Origin of the sequence: Streptomyces sp. BBFR2 (assembly GCF_044497305.1) — a bacterium.
In the GTDB taxonomy this organism is placed as follows: domain Bacteria; phylum Actinomycetota; class Actinomycetes; order Streptomycetales; family Streptomycetaceae; genus Streptomyces.
Window position 1 is genome coordinate 6429015 of the sequence record NZ_CP172415.1, and the last position, 19117, is coordinate 6448131.

Annotated in this window: 9 protein-coding genes; 6 read left to right on the forward strand and 3 right to left on the reverse strand. The window is 74.3% G+C overall.

The features are described 5' to 3' along the window. Positions 1-98 precede the first annotated feature (98 nt). Together ACGH2B_RS26505 and ACGH2B_RS26510 are read left to right on the forward strand one after the other, a co-directional pair. Complete coding sequence (locus ACGH2B_RS26505) at positions 99-1124, forward strand: LysR family transcriptional regulator (protein WP_399094905.1); 1026 nt, start codon at positions 99-101, stop codon at positions 1122-1124. Between the two features lie 362 nt (positions 1125-1486). Then, positions 1487-2389 carry a serine hydrolase gene (locus ACGH2B_RS26510; protein ID WP_399094908.1) on the forward strand — a complete coding sequence of 301 codons (903 nt, stop codon included), beginning with the start codon at positions 1487-1489 and terminating at the stop codon, positions 2387-2389. A 19-nt stretch (positions 2390-2408) separates the two neighbouring features. Here ACGH2B_RS26510 and ACGH2B_RS26515 read toward each other — a convergent pair whose 3' ends face one another. Then, the gene (locus ACGH2B_RS26515; protein ID WP_399094911.1) at positions 2409-3350 is read right to left on the reverse strand and encodes an LLM class F420-dependent oxidoreductase; all 942 of its coding nucleotides are present in this window, start codon (positions 3348-3350) and stop codon (positions 2409-2411) included. A 497-nt stretch (positions 3351-3847) separates the two neighbouring features. Between ACGH2B_RS26515 and ACGH2B_RS26520 the strand changes: the two genes are divergently transcribed. Next, on the forward strand, positions 3848-4555 hold the full coding sequence (locus tag ACGH2B_RS26520) for a DUF4232 domain-containing protein (RefSeq protein ID WP_399094914.1): 708 nt from the start codon (positions 3848-3850) through the stop codon (positions 4553-4555). Positions 4556-4826: 271 nt separating this feature from the next. After that, positions 4827-6125, forward strand: coding sequence for a cytochrome P450 (locus ACGH2B_RS26525; protein ID WP_399094917.1), 1299 nt, complete (start codon positions 4827-4829; stop codon positions 6123-6125). A 50-nt stretch (positions 6126-6175) separates the two neighbouring features. On the opposite strand, the gene ACGH2B_RS26530 is transcribed toward ACGH2B_RS26525, so the two are convergent. Next, positions 6176-6421 (reverse strand): ferredoxin, encoded by a 246-nt coding sequence (locus ACGH2B_RS26530; RefSeq protein ID WP_399094919.1) that lies wholly within the window; start codon positions 6419-6421, stop codon positions 6176-6178. Then, the gene (locus tag ACGH2B_RS26535; protein WP_399094922.1) at positions 6418-7620 is read right to left on the reverse strand and encodes a cytochrome P450; all 1203 of its coding nucleotides are present in this window, start codon (positions 7618-7620) and stop codon (positions 6418-6420) included. Before ACGH2B_RS26535 ends, ACGH2B_RS26530 begins: the two co-directional genes overlap by 4 nt. Before the next feature lie 574 nt (positions 7621-8194). On the opposite strand from ACGH2B_RS26535, the gene ACGH2B_RS26540 reads away from it, so the two are divergent. Together ACGH2B_RS26540 and ACGH2B_RS26545 are read left to right on the forward strand one after the other, a co-directional pair. Continuing rightward, positions 8195-17482 (forward strand): amino acid adenylation domain-containing protein, encoded by a 9288-nt coding sequence (locus ACGH2B_RS26540; protein ID WP_399094925.1) that lies wholly within the window; start codon positions 8195-8197, stop codon positions 17480-17482. Beyond that, positions 17469-19112 carry a phytoene desaturase family protein gene (locus ACGH2B_RS26545; RefSeq protein WP_399094928.1) on the forward strand — a complete coding sequence of 548 codons (1644 nt, stop codon included), beginning with the start codon at positions 17469-17471 and terminating at the stop codon, positions 19110-19112. The genes ACGH2B_RS26540 and ACGH2B_RS26545 overlap by 14 nt, the downstream gene beginning before the upstream one ends. Positions 19113-19117: the final 5 nt, after the last annotated feature.

Consider the following 19117-nt stretch of genomic DNA (forward strand, 5'->3'; position numbering starts at 1 on the left):
TGGGTGATCGGGATGACGCGACCACTCTTGCCGCGGCCCGTCATGCGGTCCAATACGCCGACGCGCGGTTCCATGCGGATCTGGCATAGAGTCCCGGCGTGGATCTGGTGGGGGCGTGCAGTGCGTTTGTCAGTGTCAGCGAGCGCGGGAGCTTCACCGTGGGGGCGGCCGCCGCGCGGATGTCCCAGTCGGTGGCGAGCCGCCGGGTGGCCGCGTTGGAGGAGCACCTCGGGGAGAAGCTGTTCGAGCGCACCGCACGACGGGCCGTACTGACCGCGTTCGGGCGCGAGATGCTTCCCGTCGCCCGGCAGCTCGTCCAGGCCGCCGAGGTGTTGCTGCACGAGGCGGAGTCCGCCCGTCGCCGGCCGTGGCGGCTCGCGGTGCCCGCCGTCTGCCCGACCGCCGACCGGGCGCGCCTGGTCGCCGAGGCGCGTGGGTACGGCGTCACCCTCGACCTGTGCCCCGAGGGCCCGGCGCGGCGCCAGGAACTCCTCCACGCGCATCAGGTGCGTGCCGGAGTGGTCGCCGTACCGCCGGACGGCGCGCGCTGGACGGTACCGCTCGGTCTCGCCGCCGCCGACGATTCCGGCCCGCGCCGCGTCCACCTCGAAACGCTGCGGGTGGGCCGCGCCGTCACCGGTCCGGCCCGGCGCGTCTGGGTCCAGCCGGAGGATGACGTCCCGCACATCCGTGATCCGCTCACCCGGTTGCGGGACGCGGTGGGGCTGCGGCCCACCCAGCTCGTCACCGCGACCGACCTGACGACCGCGGCCGCGGAGGTCTTGACCAGCCATGACCTGTTGCTCTGTTCCCCGGCGCAGGCCGCCGAACTGGCCCTGCACTGGCGGCCGCTCGGCGGGATCACGCTCGCCCGCGGCTACGCGCTCGCCGCCGCGGAGGGCACCGGCCGGCACATGGAGGAACGCTTGGGCGACGCGCTCGCCCGTTGCCTCGGCGCCGATCACGTCAAAGACGCAGGTCGCGCAGGTCGTGCAACTCACACCGGTGTCACCGGTCCCACCGGCGCCGAGACGGACGAGACGGACCGGGCGGGTAAGTCAGGCGGGCCGTCCGGGACGCCCACCATGCCCAGGACACACAGGCCCGACGGCACGGCCCTATGAGGACCGGCCCGCGAACGTCGTACCGCGTACCGCGGACCGCAGACCGCGGACCGCAGTCAGCAGAGCAGTCGAGCGCCCCTCGCTCCGCCGAGACCGCTACCGCACCGCCCACACACCGATCGGGAGCAAGCCGCCGCCGGGCCGCCGGCCACGGCATCACCGGCCACCGCACCGCTCCCACCGCCCCGACGGAACATGACCACCCACCAGCCGCCCGACGCCGCCCGCCCGCTGCGACACCGCCCGGGGCCTCGCCCCTCAACCCGCTTACCGGAGCGCCCTGCCTCGCCTCGTACCGGAGCGCCTGGCGGGCCCCCGCACCGCCTCAGCCCTTTCCGTCCCTCGCCGCCCCGGAGCCGTCCATGAGTACCGAAGCGTTGCTGCGTGAACTCCGCCGTGATCTGCGGGACGGCGGATTGCACGGCTGTCTTCTCGTCCGTGATCTGCGTACGGGGGAGGAGCTGGGGATCGAGCCGGATGCCCAGTTGCCCGTGGCCTCCCTGGTCAAGGTGCCGTTGGCGCTGGCGACGGTCGAGCGCATCCGGCGGGGTGAACTCGACGGTGCGGCGATGCTGGAGGTGGCGCCGGGCCAGATCACCACGCCCGGGCCGACCGGACTGAGCCGCTTCCGGCATCCCGTACGGATCGCCCTCGACGATCTGCTCTATCTGAGTACGTGTGTGAGCGACGGGACGGCCGCCGACGCGTTGTTCGGCCTGACGCCGCCCGCGGAGGTCGCCGCGATCCTTGAAGAGTTCGGCCTCGTCGGGATCACCGTCCGGCACGGGATGCGGGAGCTGTCCGAGACGCCCGAGGAGCGGTTCGACGCCGGGCAGGCCCATCTGGCGCACGCCCTCGCCATCGACGCGGGCACCAGCGGCCGCGGTCACCGCGTACCGCAGCTCGACACGACCCGCGCCAACACCGGAAGCGCCCGCGCCTACGTCGATCTGCTCCAGGCGCTGTGGACGCCCTCCGTGATTCCGGCGGAGGTCGCCGGGCGGGTCCGGGAGCTGATGAGCCACCATCTGCTCCGCCACCGCCTCGCCCCGGACTTCAGCTCCGACGCGACCACCTGGTCCTCCAAGACCGGTACGTTGCTCAACCTGCGGCACGAGGCGGGTGTGGTGGAGCACGCCGATGGCCAGATGTTCGCGGTCGCGGTGCTCACCGAGTCGCTGGTCCCGGCGAGTGCCCAGCCCGGGGCCGAAGCCCTCATGGGTCAGGTGGCCCGCCGGCTCCGCGACCACCTGCGGCAGTTCTGAGCCGGTCAGCCGGTGCGGGTCAGCCGGTGGTGACGGGGCCGCCCGCCAGGTCGCCGAGGAACTGCCAGGTGCGGCGGCGATCGGCGTCCCCGGCGCTGTCCGTACCGGAGAAGACCACCTCCGTGGCGCCCGCGTCGCGGTAGCGCCGGATCTCCTCGGCGACCGTGCGTTCGTCACCGACCACCGCGACATCGGCGGCCCGGCGGCCGCCCGAGAGCCCGATGACGCGGGCGTACGACGGGATCTGCTCGTAGAACGCGAGGCTCTCCGTGAGCTTCGCGCGGACGGCATCGGCGTCGTCGGTCACCACGCCGTGCACCAGGGCCACGATCCGTGGTGCGGGGCGTCCGGCCGCCTCCGCCGCGGCGGTCACCGCCGGAACGATGTGCTCCGCCAGGGCCCGGGGGCCGGCCAGGTAGGGCAGGATGCCGTCCGCCAGTTCGCCGCTGACCCGGAGGGCCCGCGGCCCCATCGCCGCGACCAGCAGCGGAACGCCCGCCTCGGCGCCCGGCACCCGCGCCGGGACGGGGGTGCTCGCGGTCAGCAGTTCGCCGTGGAAGTCGGCCCTCCCGGTGCCGGTCAGCTCGCGGAGGGCGGTGAGGAACTCCCGCAACCGGGCGACGGGCCGCTCGAAGGGGATCCCGAAACCGCCCTCGGTCAGGAGCTTGGTGCCGAGGGCGAGACCGAGGTGGTACCGGCCGTGGGTGGCCGCCTGCGCGGTCTGGGCCTGGCTGGAGACGGTCAGGGGGTGGCGTCCGAAGACGGGGATCGCGGACGTCCCCACCTGGAGCCCGGGCACCTCGCGGCCGACGATCGCCGCGAGCTGGGGGGAGTCGGCTCCGAAGGTCTGGCCGAACCACGCGGACCGCAGGCCGGCGGCGGCGGCCTCGGCGGCGAGCCGTACGGTCGCGTCGATCTGGTGGGCGTGGCCGCTTGCGTCGAGTGCTACTCCAAGGGTCATATCCCGCCGAACACAAGGGAGTTGCGCGTCATTCCGTGGCGTATGGCAGGGGTGTGACAGTTCTGTTGCGGCCTGGCGCGAGCGGCCCGCCGGGACGGGGCCCGCAGCCCGCCCGGCCCGCGGCACGCGCCCTCGCCCGGACCCGCGGCCCTCCCTCGGCCCCCGCCGCTGCCGCCGTCGCGGGCCTGTCCGGACCTGACGCCTCGCCCGGGCCCGCGGCTCTTTGCCGGGACGGAACGCTCGGCCCCCGGTGCCCCTCACCCGTCCCGCCGTCGCCGCCCCGACCTGCGGTCCTCCGCCGGGTCGTACCGTCACGCGCTTCGTCGACAACCGTCGGCGGGCCACTCCGCCGGCCCTCGCGTACCCCCTGTGAGCTGCGCGGATGGACGGCAGCAAAGCATCAGCGCCACGTCAGCGGAACGGCAGAGGCTGCCCTCAAGCTGGTGTTGACCAGGTGCCCGCACCTGGCGTCAAGACCATGAAAACGGGAGTCCCACATGCGTACCATCAGCCGTCGCCCCGCAGCCCTCGCCGCGGCCGCCGTCGCCGCCCTCAGCCTGACCCTCACCGCTTGCGGTGGCGACGGCGCGAAGGACAAGGCGGACGCCGCGTCCGCTCCGGCCTCGCAGACCACCGGCAAGACGCAGAAGGCGGACGCTGCCGACTCCCCGGTCACGGACGCCGACTCGCAGGCCCCGTCCGCCCGGACCGAGGCCAAGAAGCCGACCGAGGCCAAGAAGTCCACCGGGGCGGAGAAGCCGTCCGCCGGCAAGGCGCCCGCCTGCACCTTCGAGGACATGAAGGTCACCGCCGAGAAGCAGGAGGGCGTGCCCACCACGCACCTCACGCTGACCGCCACCAACACCTCGGGCCACGCCTGCACGCTGGTCAAGTACCCGCTGATCGCCTTCGGTGACATCCACACCGCCAAGGACGTCCCGGCCGTGGCCAAGAGCAAGCCGGCCGTCCCCGTCGTCCTGAACGCCGGTGAGCCCGCCTACGCGGCCGTGCGGATCAACAACGGCGGCACCCACGAGGAGAACCACTCGGTCACCTCCTTCAACGTGAACTTCTTCGCCGCCGACGGCCCCGCCGAGGGCTCCAAGGTCGTCAAGGCGCCCCAGGGCGGCATCGCCGTCGACGACGCGGTCGCGAAGACCGGCTACTGGACCAAGGAGCTCCGCAACGGCGCCGACGAGTTCTGAGCACCGCACCGTACGGCTCTCCACCGCAGGCCCCGGCTCCGGCCGGGGCCTGCGCCATGGCGGCACCCGGCGCGCCCGCGCGTACGGACCGGGCCTCCGGAGGGGCCGGGGTGTCCGCCGTGCGGGCGCGTACCTGGTCCGGCTCGGGGGAACTCCCCCGAGCCCTCGGTATGCCGCTTTCACGGCTTTTCCGCGCGCGCAGTAGGTTACCCACCGTCATCGGTCGCGTACCGCCCCAGCTCACCCGCCCCGCGCAGGAAGGCCGACGCCCATGGAGACGGAGCACCACCCCCTCGCGTACCCCTTCGAACCGGGGGCCGGGCTCACGCTCCATCCCCGCTACGCGGAACTGCGCGAACGGCCCCTCACGCGGGTGCGGATGCCCTACGGGGACGACGCCTGGCTGGCCACCCGGTACGCCGATGTGAAGACGGTGCTGTCGGATCCGCGGTTCAGCCTCGCCGCGACCGGGGGCCGGGACTACCCGCGGGTGGAGCCGGTGGCCGGGCCGCACGGCGGGCTGATGTCCCTGGATCCGCCCGAGCACACGAGGCTGCGCTCCGTGCTGGCCAAGGAGTTCGCCGCACGCCGGATCGAGGGACTGCGGCCGCGGGCGCGGGAGCTGGCAGGGGAGACGCTGGACCGGATCGTCGCGTCGGGACCGGCCGCCGATCTCGTCGAAGATTTCGCCGTGCCCTTTCCCTCGGAGCTGAACTGCGAACTGCTCGGGCTGCCCCGCGAGTACGCCGGGTTCTGGAAATGGGTGGAAGACCTCCAGTCCGGCATCAGGGAGACAGGCGACGCCGAGGAGGGGATCGCCCGGTTCACCTCCCGCCTCGGCGAAGTGGTCGCACGGCGCCGGGAGCAACCGGGCGACGCGCTGCTCGACGTCCTCCTGCGCGCCTGCGACGCGGACGGCCGGATCACCGAGAGCGAGCTGTACGCGGTGGTCGGGGACCTGCTCATCGCGGGATTCGCCCCGGTCTGCGGTCAGATCGCGGTCTCCTTGCACCATGTGCTGACCCGCCCGCGGGCGCTGGAGCGGCTGCGCGCACACCCGGAAGACGTTCCCGCCGCGGCCGGAGAGCTGCTGCGCCATGTCCAGCTCATCGAATTCACGGTTCCGCGCTACGCCGTGGAGGACGTCACGCTGGGCGGTGTCCGGGTCCGCGCCGGGGAGCCCGTGCTCGCCGCGCCGGCGGCGGCCAACAGGGACCCGGCGGCCTTCCCCGACCCCGACGCCCTCGCCCTCGACCGGGCCGGCGCCGCCTCCCTCGCCTTCGGGCACGGCCCGCACCACTGCCTCGGGGCGCATCTGGCGCGGCTGGAGCTGGAGGTGGCCCTGGAAGCCGTGGCGCACCGGCTGCCCGGACTGCGGCTCGCCGTCCCCGAGCGGTCGCTGCGCTGGAAGACGGGCGGCATCGTCAACGGGCTGCGCGCGCTGCCCGTCATCTTCGACGCCGCGGCGGCAGGGCGCGCGACATCCCGCACGGCGGCGGAAGGGACGGCCGCCGCCGCGCCGGACCGGGTGGGCTCCGCAGCGCAGCCCCGGTGCCCGTCGGCCACCTGAACGCCCTGGTCCGGCGCCCGTACGGCTCAGTCAGGCGGCGGCCACACAGCTCAGTCAGGCGGCGCCACCCGGCGGCCCGAGCCCGCCTCGAAGACGGTGATCGCCTCCACGGGGCACATCGCGGCGGCCTCGGCCAGGGCCCCGGGGGAGTGGCCGGTGGCGCGCCGGGGCCGGGCCCGCCCCGCGCCGTCGACCTCGAACTCCTCGGGCGCGACCCCGGCGCACATCCCCGCCCCCACGCACCGCAGGCGGTCCACCCGGATCAGGAAGCCCCCGCCGGGCCGGCCGGCGCTCACCACACCACCGGCAGCCGCTGCGGGCTGCGCGTGGTGGAGCCCCGGCGCCAGACCACGGCCTCCACCGGCTCGGCCAGCCGCAGGTGGGGGAAGCGGGCGGCGAGCCGGTGCAGCGCGAGCTGCATCATGAGGCGGACCAGCGGCGCCCCCAGGCAGTAGTGCGGCCCGGCGCCGAAGGTCAGGCTGGGGGCCTCCAGCGGGGCGAAGAGCGCGAACGGCTCGTCCGGTACGGTCCGGAAGACGGCGGGGTCGTGGCCGCCGCCGATGGCCACGACCGCCCCGGCGGGCACGGGCACACCGCCGATCTCCGCGTCCCGGAGCGCATACCGGGTGACCACCTCGCCGTCGCCCAGCGGGATGTGGTGGATCAGCCGCTCGGTCGCCAGCGCGGCGTCCTCGGCCGAGGCACCCAACCGGGGCCAGTCGTCCCGTCGTTCGTCCAGCAGGTGGACCAGGCTGTTGCCGAGGGCGCTGGCCGTACTGTCGGCGGCGGCCGTGGGAAGGCTGCCGACCAGATGGACCAGTTGCGCCTCGGGGATGTCCCCGATCCGGTCCGCGGCCCCGACCAGCGCGCTCACCACGTCGTCACCGGGCCGGCGCCGCCGCTCGGCGATCAGGGCGGCCATCACCTCCCCGTACTCCGTCCGGGCCCGCCCCACCTCCTCGGCGGGCACCGACTCGTCGGCCAGCATGTACCGCGCGATACGGGCGAGACCGTGCCGGTCGAGGACCCCGTCCAGCCGCATGACCCGGCAGATCACCTCGGCGGGCAGCGCGTGGACGAAGGGGGCGATCAGATCGGCCGGTGGTCCGGATTCCGCCAGACCGTCGAGCAACTCCTCGGTGAGCTCCGCGATCCAGGGCCGCCACCGTGCCACCGCGCGCGGGGCGAAGGTCTCCTGCACGACGCGGCGCAGCCGCTGATGGCCCGGCCCGTCCTGGTTGACGATCGCGTCCGGGTCGTTGACGGCGTTGCGCTCGTTGCCGGGCCGCGGGGCGCCCGCGGCGGACCGCCGCGCACCGCTGAAGCGGGGGTCGGTGAGCACCTGCCGTACGTCGTGGTAGCGCGCCACCAGCCACCCGGAGGTGCCGTCCGGCAGGGTGGTGAAGCACGGCGGGCCCACGGGGAGGAGCGTGCGGCGGTACGGGGGCGGGAGCGGCCGGTCGAGGACCGCCGGGGGGCCGGATTCGGACGACATCACATCTCCTGTTCCGCCGCCGCGGCGGCCGGGGAGCCATTCCTTCCCCCGGCACTTTAGGCAACCCCCGGCAGCCTTATGCGTGTTGACCCGCCGCATTCACTCTCTTCCCCTTTCGGGCTCTTTTCCCTATCGGATCACCGGTGGAAATTCTTCGCCCACGTCATGTCGCGTGATCGTGTGGACGCATTCTTGGCTAGCATGCGATCTCTGTTCACGACATCCCAGGTCGGAGCGGTTCCGAGGCGGAGGTCGAGGGTGTGCGACGGGGGGTGAGATGAGGAAATTCCCGGCCGCGTGCGCACTCCGGCCCGCCGCGGAAGACACGGCCGCGGAGATGCCCGGGACAACGCATGTCATATTCCGGCCTCTTCACCCCGGCGGGATGCCGAAGCGCTCCTCTCCGCTCCGGCCCGGCGATTCCCCCGGCCCCTTTCCGCCATAGGGATTCCGCCCGCCCCCGGGCACCGCATTTCCGTACGCGCCGCCCGCACGGCGCACACCGGCCGCGCCCGCAGGTCCGCGCCGCCCCCGTAGTGATCGCGTCCCGCCCCCTCCCCGCACGGATTGGACCATGACGGACTCCCGCCACCCCGCCTCCGCCGACCGGATCGCCCTCATCGGCATGGGCTGCCGCCTGCCCGGTGGCGCCTGCGACCCCCGGACCTTCTGGCGCAATCTGACCGAGGGCCGCGACTGCCTGGTCCCGACCCCTCCCGACCGGTACGACGTCACGACCCTGGGCAGCCGGGACCCGGCCAAACCGGGCCGGCTGACCGGCACCCGGGGCGGTTACATCGACGGCTTCGACGAGTTCGACCCGGAGTTCTTCGGCATCAGCCCCCGCGAGGCGGCGCACATGGACCCCCAGCAGCGCAAACTGCTGGAGGTGGTCTGGGAGGCGCTGGAGGACGGCGGGCAGGACCCCGCGAAGCTGGCGGGCGGCCAGGTCGGCGTCTACATCGGCGCGTTCACCCTGGACTACAAGATCCTGCAATTCGCCGACCTCGGCTTCGGCACCCTCGCCGCGCACACCCCCACCGGCACCATGATGACGATGGTGTCGAACCGCATCTCGCACTGTTTCGACTTCCGCGGCCCCAGCGTCTCGCTCGACACGGCGTGCAGCTCCTCGCTGGTGGCGCTGCACCTGGCCCGGCAGAGCCTGCTCCGCGGCGAGAGCGATCTGGCGCTGGCCGGCGGCACCCTGCTGCACATGGCGCCCCAGTACACCGTCTCCGAGACCAAGGGCGGCTTCCTCTCCGCCGGCGGCACCTCGCGGGCGTTCGACGCGTCGGCCGACGGCTACGTCCGGTCCGAGGGCGTCGCGGTCGTCGCGCTCAAACGCCTCGACGACGCGCTGCGCGACGGCGACCCCGTCCACGCGGTGGTGCTCGGCAGCGGCGTCAACCAGGACGGCCGGACCAACGGCATCACCGTGCCCAGCCAGGAGGCGCAGGTCTCCCTCGTCCGGCAGGTGTGCGCCGAGGCGGGCGTCACACCCGGCAGCCTCCAGTACGTCGAGGCGCACGGCACCTCCACGCCGGTCGGCGACCCCGTCGAGGCACAGGCGCTCGGCCGGGTGCTGGCGGAGGGCCGCCGGCCGGGCGACGCCTGCTACGTCGGCTCGGTCAAGACCAACATCGGGCACACCGAGGCCGCCGCGGGCCTCGCCGGGCTGATCAAGACCGTGCTGTGCCTGAAACACCGGCGCATCCCGCCGCACCTCAACCTGGAACGGCTCAACCCGGCGATCGACGCGTCCGCGCTGCCGTACACCATCCCGACCCGGACGGTGGACTGGCCCGCGCACACCGGCCCCGCGCGGGCGGGCGTCAACTCCTTCGGCTTCGGCGGCACCAACGCCCACGTCGTGCTGGAGGAGGCGCCGGCCGCCCCGGCCGCCGGGCGGGCGAAGCGGCGGCCGGAGTACGCCGTACTGCCGCTCAGCGCCCGCGCCCCGGAGGCGCTGACCGAGGTCGCGGCCGGGATCCGCCAGGAGCTGGCCGGCGCCCACGGCGAACCGGTGGCACCCGACGACCTCGGCCACACCCTGGCCCACCGGCGCCACCACCACGAACACCGGCTGGCGGTGGTGTACGCCACGCACGACGCGCGGCGGTCGCTGACGGGGGCGCTGGCCGCGCACGAACGGGGCGAGCCGCACCCCCGGGTGCTGACCGGCCGGGCGCGCGAGCGCGGGCAGCGGCGGCTGGCCTGGGTGTTCACCGGTATGGGCCCGCAGTGGTGGGCCATGGGCCGGCAGCTCTTCGCCGCCGAACCGGTCTACCGCGAGGCGGTCGAACGCTGCCACGAGGAGATCCGCCGCCTCGCGGGCTGGTCACTCATCGACGAACTCCACGCCGACGAGGGCGCGTCGAGGATGGCGCAGACCTGGCTCGCCCAGCCCGCCAACTTCGCCGTGCAGACCGGCCTGGCCGCGCTCTGGCGCAGCTACGGCGTCCGGCCGGACATGATCGTCGGGCACAGCACCGGTGAGGCGGCGGCCTTCCACGAGGCCGGGGTCTACAGCCTCCAGGACGCGGTGGCGGTCGTGGTGCACCGCAGCCGGCTGCAACAACGCCTCGCCGGCACCGGCACGATGCTCGCGGTCGGCCTGCCGGAGGCGGAGGCGGAGCGGCGCATCCGCCCGCTGCGGGGCCGGGTCGGTGTCGCCGCGGCCAACAGCCCGACGTCGACCACCCTCGCCGGGGACACGGCGGCGCTGCGGCAACTCGCCGACGCGCTGCGCGCGGAGGACGTCTTCTGCAGGCCGCTCGCCGTCGAGGTTCCGTACCACAGCGACCGGATGGCGCCCATCCGGGACGAACTCCTCGCCTCCCTCGCGGGCCTCAAGCCGGGCCGGGCCCAGGTGCCGCTCCACCTCACGGCCCGGGAGGGAGCGGCCGTCGGCACCGAACTGGACGCCGACTACTGGTGGGAGAACGTCCGGCGGCCGGTCCGCTTCCGCGCCGCCGTCGAGCGGCTGGCCGAGGACGGCGCCTCGGTCTTCCTGGAGATCGGCCCGCACCCCGTCCTCGGCCACGCCATCCGTGAGTGCCTGGCCGGTACGGGGACGGAAGCGGTGACACTGCCCTCGCTCCGGCGCGAGGAGGACGAACCGGAAGGCATCGCGCGGACCCTGGCGGCGCTGCACACCCTCGGCACCGAGGTGGCCTGGGACGTCCTCCAGCCCGCCGGGCGCCCGGTGCCGCTGCCGCGCTACCCGTGGCGCCGCGACCGGTACTGGACCGAGCCCGAGCCGGTCGCCCGCGTACGGCTGGGCCGGCTCGACCACCCGCTGCTGGGCCGCCGCACCGCCACCACCCAGCCCACCTGGGAGAACCGGATCGACACCGAACGGCTGCCGTACCTGGCCGACCACCGCATCCAGGACCACACGGTCTTCCCGGCGGCCGGCTACCTGGAGATGGCGGCACAGGCGGTACGCGCCCTGACCGGCGGCACCGACGTCGTCCTGTCCGGCGTGGAGTTCCCGAAGGCGCTGTTCCTGAACGAGGCCGTACCGAGCCCGGTGGAGCTGGCCTTCACCCCCGGCGACGCCCGCTTCACCATCGCGACGGCGGGCCCGGACGGCGCCGTGCACGCCACCGGCACCGTACGCTCCGGCCAGCCGCTCCGCGCCGGAGCCGCACTCGACCCCGCCGCGGTCCGCGCCCGCACCCCGCACCGGCTCGGCCACGACAGTTGCTACGCGGCCCTCGCCGCACTCGGCTACCACTACGGTCCGGCGTTCCAGGGCATCGAGGAGGTCTGGACCGGACCCGGTGAGGCGCTGGCCCGGATCCGCCCGCCCGCCGGCGGCACGGACGCCGACCACGCCCACCCCACCGTCCTCGACGCCTGCTTCCAGACCCTGCTGACCACGCTGCTGCCGGCCGGCCGGGAAGGCGGCGGCATCCGGCTGCCCCTGGCGGCCGGTGAGGTACGGCTGGCGCCGCTCGGGAACGGCCCGCTCTGGGCCCACGCCACGGTCACCCGGCAACGCGACGGCGAGCTGACCGGCGACCTCGCCCTCCACGCGGACGACGGCACCCCGCTCGGCCGGATCACCGGCTTCCGCGCGGCGGACATCGAGGCGGCCCCCGCCTCCGTCGCCCTGTCGACCCTCGACGGCTGGCTGGCCGAACCGGTCTGGACCGACGGCCCGCCGCTCCCGGCCGCGGAGGGAACCCCGCCCGACCTGCTGATCCTCACCGACGCCGGGGGAGTCGGCGAGGAACTGGCCGCCCTGGCACGCGCCCGCGGCGGACGGTGCCGCCTCGTCCGGCCGGGCGGGGCCTACCGCTACGACGGCGACACCGCCACCGTCCGGCCGGACTCCGCCGCGGATCTGGCCCGGCTGCTCGCCGAACCGGACGCCCCGGCAGGCGCCGTCGTCCACCTGTGGAACCTCGACCTGCCCGCCGTCGACGACGCCGAGGGCGACGACCTCGACCATCTCGCCGGACTCGGCTCCTACTCCCTCGTGGGGCTCGCCCAGGCGCTGCCCGGCGCCCGCCCGGCGGCGCGGCTCTTCATCGTCACGCGCGCCACCCAGGCGGTCCGCCCCGGCGACCCGGTGGAACCGCTGGGCGCTCCTGCCTGGGGCATCGGCCGCGTCCTGTGGCAGCAGGAACTCACCGCACACCGCGGCCGGTTGATCGACCTCGGGCCGGGCGGCGGAGCGGACGCGGCGGGCCGCCGGGCCGAGGCCGGGGCGCTGCTGGCCGAGGTGGTGGCCGCCACCGCGGACCCGGACGGCGGCGAGGACGAGGTCGCCCGGCGCGGCGACCGGCGCTGCGTCAGCCGGCTGCGGACGGCCACCGGGCTGACCCGGCCGCTGCCGCTGCGGCTGCGCGCCGACGGCAGCTACCTGGTGACCGGCGCGTTCGGCGCCCTCGGCCGGCTGCTCTGCCGCACCCTGGTGCGCCGGGGCGCCCGCCGCCTGATCCTCGCCGGCCGCACCCGGCTCCCCGAGCGCGAGCGGTGGGCGTCGACCGATCCGGCCTCACCGGCCGGCTCCTGCGTGGCGTTCCTGCGGGAGCTGGAGGCGCTCGGTGCCCAGGTGGAACCCGTACCGCTGGACGTCACCGACGAAGCGGCGCTGACCGCCTGGCTCGCCGGGCACCGCCGCCGCGGACTGCCGCCGCTGCGCGGGGTGTTCCACCTCGCCGGCAGCGTCCGCGACACGCTCGTCCCGGAGATGGACCGGACGGCGTTCGACGCCGGATACCGGCCGAAGGCGATCGGCGCCCAACTGCTCCACCGCCACCTGCGCGACGAGCCGCTGGACCACTTCGTCCTCTTCGCCTCCATCGCCTCCGTCCTGACCACCGCCGGCCAGACCAACTACGCCGCGGGCAACGCCTTCCTCGACGCCCTCGCCCACCACCGGCGGGCGGCCGGACTCCCGGCGCTGAGCCTCGACTGGGGCCCCTGGGCCACCGGAATGATCGAGGAGCTGGGCCTGATCGAGCACTACCGGCACGCCCGCGGGATGACCTCGCTCCGCCCGGACACCGGCATGGCCGTCCTGGAGCGGGCGATCGGGCAGGACCGCGCGCAACTCCTGGTCGCCACCGTGGCCGACTGGCCGCTCTTCCGGTCCTGGTACCCCGTACCGCCCCCGCTGCTGGCGGAACTGCCGGCCACCGCCGAGACGCCGCCGCCCGCCACCGGCGGCCTGCTGGAGACGTTCCGCGCCGCCGGTGAGGAGGACCGCCGCGCGCTGGTCACCGAGCACTTCACGGCGCTGGTCGCCGGGGTCCTCGGCGTACGCCCCGAACGGATCGGCGCCGACGCCGACCTCGGCGCCCTCGGGCTCGACTCGCTGCTGGCCATGGAGGTGCGCGCCCGGATCCACACCGAGCTCGGGGTGGCGCTCCCGGTGGTGGCGCTGCTGAGCGGCCGCCCCGCCGGGGAACTGGCCGGTCAGGTGCACGACGCCCTGACCGAACTGGCCGCGGGCGGCGACACCGGAGCGGACACCGCGGTCGAACTCCACACCGACGAGCGGCGGTACCCGCTCACCCACAACCAGCAGGCCCTGTGGTTCCTGCGCCAGCTCCACCCGGACGCCTACGCGTACAACATCGGCGGCGCGGTCGAGGTGCGCACCGAACTCGACCCGGAGCTGATGTTCACCGCCTTCCGCACCCTCCTCGAACGCCACCCAGGGCTGCGCACCAACTTCGTCCTTCAGGACGGACGGGCCGTCCAGGTGGTCGCGGACGACCCGGCGCCGGACACCGGGCTCTTCGACGTCGAGGGCCGGGAGTGGCCCGAGATCCACCGGATGATCGTCGAGGAGTACCGCAAGCCCTACGACCTGGCGCACGACCCGCTGGTACGGCTGCGGCTGTTCCGGCGCGGACCGGACCGCTGGGTACTGATGAAGGCCGTCCACCACATCGTCTCCGACGCGATCTCCACCTTCACCTTCATCGAGGAGCTGTTCGCCCTCTACGAGGCGCTGCGCCACGGCCGGCCCGCCGACCTGCCGCCGCTGACCGCCCGGTACCTGGATTTCCTCAACCGGCAGAACACCTTCCTCGCCGGTCCCGACGCCCGGCGGATGCTGGAGTACTGGCGCGAACGGCTCCCCGCCGACCTGCCGGTCCTCGCCCTGCCCACCGACCGGCCGCGCCCGGCCGTGCTGACCCACAACGGCGCGTCCGAGTTCTTCGTCCTGGACGCCGAACTCTCCGCCCGCGTCCGCGAACTGGCCCGCACGCACCACGTCACCGTGTTCATGGTCCTGCTGAGCGCCTACCACCTGCTGCTGCACCGCTACTCGGGCCAGGACGACATCGTCGTCGGCAGCCCGGTCAGCGGCCGCACCGAGGAGGACTTCGCCGGGGTATACGGCTACTTCGTCAACCCGCTGCCGCTGCGCGTCGGCTTCGACGGCGACCCGTCGGTCGCCGAACTGCTGGACCGGGTCCGTACGGCGGTGCTCGGCGGACTGGACAACCAGGAGTACCCCTTCGGCCTGCTGGTCGAGAAGCTGGGCCTGGAGCACGACCCGAGCCGCTCGGCCGTCTTCCAGGCGATGTTCGTCCTGCTCCACCACAAGGTGGCCACGGAACGGTACGGCTACCGCCTGGAGTACATCGAACTCCCCGAGGAGGAGGGCCAGTTCGACCTGGCGCTCTCCGCGTACGAGGAGCGGGCCGACGGCTGCTTCCACTGCGTGGTGAAGTACAACACCGACCTCTTCCGCCCGGACACCGTCCGGCGGATGGCCGGGCACTACCGCAACCTCCTCGACTCCCTGACCCGGGCGCCCGCCGACGCACCCGCCGACGGGCTGGAGATGCTCGGCGCCGGGGAACGCGCCCGCATCCTGGGGGAGTGGAGCGGAGCCGACCGGCAGGCGCCGCCCCCCGACCTGCCGGTCCACGAACTCTTCGCCCGGGTGGCCGCCGCGCACCCCGAGACGGTGGCGGTCGTGGACCCCGCGGGCGACCGGCTCACCTACGCCGCACTCGACCGCCGCTCCCGGGCGGTGGCCGCACGGCTGCGGGAGCTGGGCGTCGGCGAGGGCACCGTCGTCGCGCTCCACCTGGACAAGACGCCCGAGCTGATCGCCGTCCTCCTCGGCGTGCTCCGCGCCGGCGGCGCCTACCTCCCGCTCGACCCCGCCCACCCGGCCGACCGGCTCGCCGATCTGACGGCCCGAGCCGGGGCCGCCCTCCTCGTCACCGACCGTGACCGCCCCGACCTGGCCCGCCTGGCACCCCGGACGGTCCGCGCGGCCGAGCTGGACGGCGACCCGGCGGCGCCCCCGGCATCCGTCGGGCTCGACGCGCCCGCGTACGTCCTCGGCACCTCCGGCTCCACCGGCCGCCCCAAGGCCGTCGAGGTCAGCCACCGCAACCTCGCCTCGGCGTACGCCGCCTGGCAGCGGGAATACCGCCTCGGCCGGGACGTCCGCGTCCACCTCCAGATGGCGTCACCGGCGTTCGACGTCTTCACCGGCGACCTGGTGCGGGCCCTGTGCTCCGGCGGCACCCTCGTCCTCGCCGACCGCGAGCTGCTGTTCGACACGGCGGGCCTGTACCGGACGATGACGGCGGAGCGGGTCGACTGCGCGGAGTTCGTCCCCGCCGTCGTCCGCGGTCTGCTGAGCCACTGCGAGCGGACCGGTCTGCGTCTGGACTTCCTGCGCCTGCTGATCGTCGGCTCGGACGTCTGGAAGGCGGCGGAACACCGCCGGCTGGCGGCCCTCTGCGGCCCCGCCACCCGGCTGGTCAACTCCTACGGCCTGACCGAGGCGACCATCGACAGCGCCTGCTACGACGGACCGGTGGACGGCCTGGAGCCGGGCCGGACGGTCCCGATCGGCCGCCCGCTCCCCAACACGACCCTCCACCTCCTCGACCGGTACGGCGCGCCGGTGCCGCCCGGCGTCACGGGCGAGCTGTGGGTCGGCGGCGCGGGCGTCGCCCGCGGCTACCTCAACGACCCCGAACAGACCGCGCGGTCCTTCACCACCCGCCACCTGGGCGGCGCGCCCGTCCGCCTCTACCGCACCGGTGACCTGGCCCGCTGGGACGCCGACGGCGTGCTGCACCTCCTCGGCCGGGCCGACGCCCAGATCAAGGTCCGCGGCCACCGCGTCGAGCCCGGCGAGATCGAGGCATGGCTGACCGGCCGGCCCGACGTGGCCCAGGCGTGCGTCACCGTCCGCCCCCACCGGGGCGACGACGTGCTGTGCGCCTACTACGTCCCCGCGGCGGACCCCGCGCCCACCGCGGCCGAACTCCGCCGCCACCTCACCGAACACCTCCCGCCGTCCATGGTCCCGGCCCACCTCACCGCGGTACCCGCCCTGCCGCTCACCCCCAACGGCAAGGTGGACACCGCGGCCCTCCCCGAACCCCGGCCGGACGCGGACCCGCAGACGTTCGCACCGCCGGTGACGCTCTACGAACGGCGGATGGCCGACCACTGGCAGGAGCTGCTCGGCCTGGCCGAAGCCGGACTCGACCACGACTTCTTCGCGGCGGGCGGCAGCTCCGTCGGACTCATCGAACTGATCGCCCGCCTCCAGGACGAGTTCGCCGTCACGCTCCCGGTCGGCCTGCTGTTCCAGGCCACCACCGTGCGGGGCATGGCCCGCGCACTGGAGTCCGTCGTCACCGGCCGGATCTCGGGCGCCCACCCGTACCTGCGCTTCAACGACGGCGCCGACGCCGACCGTACGGTGTTCTGCTTCCCGCCCGCCGGCGGCCACGGACTGGTCTACCGCGGACTCGCCGCGCTCCTCCCCGACCGCCCGCTCCTCGCCTTCAACTACCTGCCCGGCGAGGACAAGACGGCCCGCTACGCCGACCTCGTCGAGTCCGTACGGCCCGACGGCCCCTGCACCCTCTTCGGCTACTCGCTCGGCGGCAACCTCGCCTTCGAGGTGGCCAAGGAGCTGGAACGGCGCGGCCGCGAGGTGACCGACGTCGTCCTCATGGACGCGCACCGCATCACCGAACCCTTCGCACCCGGCCCGGACCACCTCGCCGCCTTCGAGGAGGAACTCCGCGGCCATCTGCACCAGCACACCGGCTCCGACACCGTCGCGCGGCACACGCTGGAGCAGGCCCGCGAGTTCATCACCTTCTGCGGCCGCACCCCGAACCTCGGGACCGTCCGCGCCCGGATCAGCGTGATCGCCGACCGGGAGAAGCTGCCCCTCCACACGTCGGAACGGCCCGGAAGCTGGCACGGCCGCTCCGCCACCCGCACCACCGTGGTCCCCGGCCACGGCCGCCACGCCGACATGCTCACCGAGCGGTTCCTGACCGGCAACGCGGAGCTGACCCGCCGCATCCTGACGGAAGGCACCGGCCATGACGGCGCGTAACGCACCACGGGTGATCATCATCGGCGCCGGCATCAGCGGCATGGCCGCCGGCTGCTATGCCCGGATGAGCGGCCTGGACACCCTGATCCTCGAAAAACACGTCCTGCCCGGCGGCTGCTGCACCGCCTGGTCCCGCGACGGCTACCTCTTCGACTACTGCATCGAGTGGCTGAGCGGCACCGCCCCGGGCACCGCCGCCCACCAGGTGTGGCAGGAGCTGGGCGCGCTCGACGGCAAGACCGTCACCCACTTCGACCGCTTCAACCACGTGGTCGACGAGGACGGCCGCGGCGTCAGCTTCTACAACGACCCCGACCGGCTGGAGCGCCACCTGCTGGCGCTCTCACCCGCCGACGCCCGGCCCATCCGCGCGTTCTGCCGCGACCTGCGCCGCTTCGCCACCCTCGACCTCCACCCGCTCACCCCGCCGCCGCTGCGGACCGTCCGCGAGAAGGCGCGCATGGCACGCACCGTGCTGCCCGCCTTCCGCCTGCTGTGGCGCACCGCCGCGACACCGATGGACCGCTTCGCCGACCGCTTCCAGGACCCGCTGCTGCGCCGGGCGTTCCGCCACATCTTCTTCCAGGACACCGGCTTCCCGATGCTGCCCTACCTCTTCGGGATGGCTGCCGCCCACACCGGCAACGGCGGCTTCCCGCAAGGCGGCTCTCTCGGCCTGTCCCGGTCGATCGAGCGGCGGTACACCTCGCTGGGCGGTGAGATCCGCTACCGCTCCCGCGTCGAACGCGTCCTGGTCGAGGACGGCCGCGCCACCGGCGTCCAGCTCAAGGACGGCACCCGCCACGAGGCCGACCACACCATCGCCGCCTGCGACGGCCTGACCACCGTCCACCGCCTCCTCGACGGCCGCTACACCGGCCCCCGGATCGACCGGCTCTACCAGGACGTCCTGCACCGCCCCGGCACGGTCTTCCCCGCGATGGTCTCCGTCTTCCTCGGCGTGGACGGCGACTTCTGCGCCCGCGAACCGCACAGCACCACCCACCTGCTCCCCGCCGACCAGGCCGCACGTCTGCCCGGCGCACTCCAGAACAGCCTGGTGGTGCAGGTGCGCTCCCGCTACTCGGACGGCTTCGCCCCACCGGGCAGGACGGTCCTGCACTGCACCTACTTCAGCGACTACGACTCCTGGAAGAGCCTGCGCCGCACCGACCGCCGCGCCTACCGCGCCCGCAAGGAGCAAGCCGCCGCCTTCGTCCGCGACTTCCTCGAACGCCGCCACCCGGGCATCGGCGCCCGCACCGACGTGGTGGAGGTGGCCACCCCCGTCACCACCGAGCGCTACACCGGCAACCGGCAAGGCAGCGTCCTGGGCTGGATGGCCTTCTCCGAGGCCGACGACCTGGTGGCGGAAGTGGTCAACCGGGACCGGCTGCGGCTGCCCGGTCTGCGCGGCTTCTCCCTGGCCGGCCAGTGGGCCGGGATGGGCGGCCTGATCCGCGCCGCCACGACCGGCCGCTACGCCGTCCAGTACCTCTGCGACGAACTCGGCACCGAGTTCCGCGCCACCCCGAGCGGCGGCGGACCCCCCTGGCACCCGTCGATGCTGGGCCATCTCCCGCAGCTCGACCCACGCCCCCGGCGGACGACCGCTCGGAGGCCGGTATGAGCACC